The sequence below is a fragment of the Promineifilum sp. (SeqCode) genome (assembly GCF_041918635.1).
GTDB lineage: Bacteria > Chloroflexota > Anaerolineae > Promineifilales > Promineifilaceae > Promineifilum.
The window spans coordinates 1-2980 of sequence record NZ_JAYRVJ010000713.1 but is presented as its reverse complement, the minus strand read 5'-3'; the positions used below and the strand labels follow the sequence as shown (position 1 = coordinate 2980).

The 2980-nt window shown below is 66.9% G+C and carries 3 protein-coding genes; 2 read left to right on the top strand and 1 reads right to left on the bottom strand.

The window, feature by feature from the left end:
* Together ACE3UY_RS20860 and ACE3UY_RS20855 are read left to right on the top strand one after the other, a co-directional pair.
* A partial coding sequence (locus tag ACE3UY_RS20860) for a hypothetical protein (RefSeq protein ID WP_374689404.1) occupies positions 1-1288 on the top strand: 1288 nt, incomplete at its 5' end.
* Positions 1289-1372: 84 nt separating this feature from the next.
* Positions 1373-2008 carry an MBL fold metallo-hydrolase gene (locus tag ACE3UY_RS20855; RefSeq protein ID WP_374689403.1) on the top strand — a complete coding sequence of 212 codons (636 nt, stop codon included), beginning with the start codon at positions 1373-1375 and terminating at the stop codon, positions 2006-2008.
* Between the two features lie 14 nt (positions 2009-2022).
* Here the strand turns inward: ACE3UY_RS20855 and ACE3UY_RS20850 are convergent.
* Positions 2023-2980 (bottom strand): LysM peptidoglycan-binding domain-containing protein (locus ACE3UY_RS20850; RefSeq protein ID WP_374689402.1); only part of this gene is annotated, 958 nt, incomplete at its 5' end.

Here is a 2980-nt window from a genome sequence, read left to right as displayed (position 1 = left end):
TTTGGGGTTCTGGCTGCCGCTGTTTGCCAGTTGGCTGCTGATGGCGGCCGAAGGCCCCATCATCTCCGCCTCCATCAACCGGCTGCCGGACGAGGTGATCATGCTGGCGGCCATGGGCATCGTCACCAGCCTGTCGGTGACTATCGAGAGCCCGATCATCAATCTGCTGGCAACCTCGACCGCCCTAGTGCGCGACTACGCCTCCTACCGGTTGGTTCGCCGCTTTACGTTGCACTGGTGCGCGCTGCTCACCGTGCTGGCCGTACTTGTCGGCTACACGCCGCTATTCGACCTGATTGTGCCCGGCTGGCTCGACGTGCCGGACGAGGTGGCGCGCTGGGTACGGCCCGGCATGCAGATCATGATCTTCTGGAGCGCGGCTATCGGCTGGCGGCGCTTCTTGCAGGGCATCCTCATCCGGTTCAACCAGACGCGCAAAATCGCCTGGGGCACGGGCGTGCGCCTTCTGGCCTCCGGCGGGGCGGTTGTCCTGCTGGCCCTGCTGACCGACTGGCCGGGGGTCATCATCGGCGCGCTGGCGCTCATGGCCGGGGTGACGGCCGAGGCGGCCTACGCCACCTGGGTTGTCCGGCCGGTGGTGCGGGCCGAGCTCTCGCCCGGTTCGCCGCCCGCCGACGGCCCGGCGCTCACCTATCGCGCTCTGTTCTGGTTCCACTTGCCGCTGGCGGCCACATCGCTGCTCATCCTGCTCATGCAGCCGCTCGTCACTTCCAGCCTGGCCCGGTTGGAACACCCGACAGAGTCGCTGGCGGCGTGGCCGGTGCTGTTCCAAATCCTGCTGATGGCGCGGGCGGCGGCGATGGCCCTGCCGGAGGTGATCATTGCCCTGCACCGCGACGGCCGGACGTTCGGGCCGCTGCGCCGCTTCACTATGGCCCTGACGGCGCTCAGTACGGTGGTGATAGCGCTTTTCGCCTTTACCCCGCTGGCCCAGGGCTACATCTTTGGCGTGCAGGATATGACGCCGGAAGTCGGGCAACTGGCGCTGTCCAGTCTGGGGCTGTTTCTGTTCTTCCCGGCGCTGGCGGTGCTCATCTCCTGGTTGCGCGGCCTGCTCATCCACGGCCGCCACACGCGGTACGTCAACGTCGGCATGGCCGTCAACCTGGCCGTCACGGGCGGCGTGCTGGCGTGGGGCGTGGCGCGGGCATGGCCGGGGTTGCCCACGGCGGCCCTGGCGCTCAATTTGGCCTCACTGGCCGAGGTCATCTATCTTGGCTGGCGCACCCAGGCCGTCCTGCCCAGGGCGCAACCAACCCAATCCTGAAGAAGAGCATCCACAGATCTCACAGATTACGCAGAGTAAAGAAAAATCTGTGCAATCTGTAGATGCTTCTTGGAGGCGTTTTACATGACTATGCGTATTCTGCAATTGCCGCTCGGGCCGCTCCAGACAAACTGTTACGTGTTGGCCTGCACCGAAACCTCACAGGCCGTCGTCATCGATCCGTCCTGGGATGGGCGGGGCATACTGGCCCAGGTGCAGAAAGCGGGCTGGACGCTCGAAGCGATCTGGCTGACCCACACCCACTTCGATCACGTCGGCGCGCTGGCCGAACTGAAGGAGTTGACCGGCGCACCCATCTACGTTCATCCAGAGGCCGTGCCCATGCTAGAGCGGGCGACGGCCGCCGGGGCGATGTGGGGCATCCCCGTGGACGCCGCGCCGCCGCCCGATCACTTGTTAGTTGAAGGGCAGGAGCTCCAGGTCGGCGAACTGTCGGCCGCGGTGCTCTACACGCCGGGGCACGCGCCGGGCCACGTCTGCTTTCATCTGGCCGGCGAGGGCGTGTTGTTCGATGGCGACGTGCTCTTTCAGGGCAGCATCGGCCGGACGGACTTGCCCGGCGGCGACTACGAACTGCTCATGAGCAGTATCCGCGAGAAGTTGCTGCCGCTGCCGGATGAGACCGTCGTGCTATCCGGTCACGGCCCGGCGACGACTATCGGCGAGGAGCGGCGCAGCAATCCTTTTCTGACGGAGTAACGATTGCCTGGCCGCTATTCTGACACGGGGGTAGGCGCCGGCGTGGGCGTAAGGGTCGGTGTGGACGTGGGCACGGCCCCCTGCCACTGGAAGGCAGCCGGGCGGCTGCTCTTGCCGCCGAAGGTATAGATGAAGCCGCCGTCGGAGCGTCGGCCGGTCACCTGGACGATGCTGACCGTCCACTGCATGCGGCGCAGCGCCTCGATCTCCGGCCGCCACTCGGCCGGCAGATGGAACGAGGGGTCGCGCGTGAAACCGCGCTGCGGCAGACTGTCGCGGTCGTCGAGGTCGCGCAACTCGACCATGTACCACTCGTCCGGCCCCAGGTCTTTGACCGCCGTCCACTGCAAGATGATGGGCGTGTCCAGCGACTCCACCACCGTGCCATCCACCGGGTAGAGAAGCGACGGCCCGCCGGGCGGCGGCGTCAGCGAGGGCGTCGGCGACGGCCCGGCCGTAGGCGGGATAGTGTCCCCGTAGAGCAGCTTGGGGATGCAGAGCGTATCGCCCGGCTGGAGGAGCTGGATCGACTCCTGCGTCTGCCGGTTGACGGCGATGATCGCCTCCAGCGGCACGCCCTTGAGCGCCGACAAGCCATAGGCCGAATCGCCTGACTGGATGGTGATGATCTCGCAGTTGGTCGCGTCGGCCAATACCGGCTGACCGTTGATCTGCAGCAGCACCGACTCCAGCGGCGGGGTGGCTGTCGGCCAGGGGATCACGAGACCCTGACCGGATTGGATGGGGGCGTTCAGGTCGAAATTGTTGGCCTGGGCGATGCTGTCGGCCGACACCCGGTAGAGGAGCGACAGGCCAAAAAGCGTCTCGCCGGCGCTGACGGTGTGGGTGCGCGGGTCGCGCGGGGTGCTGGTCGGCGCGGGCGTCTGCGACGGGCTGGGCGTGGCGCTGGGAGGCAATGTCTCCGACGGCAGCGGCGTCCAGGTGGGCGTGAGGGTGATGGTGGGCGGCAAG

Coding starts and splice junctions, on each gene's coding strand:
- ACE3UY_RS20855 (WP_374689403.1), top strand. CDS start 1,373: ATGACTATGCGTATTCTGCAATTGCCGCTCGGGCCGCTCCAGACAAAC.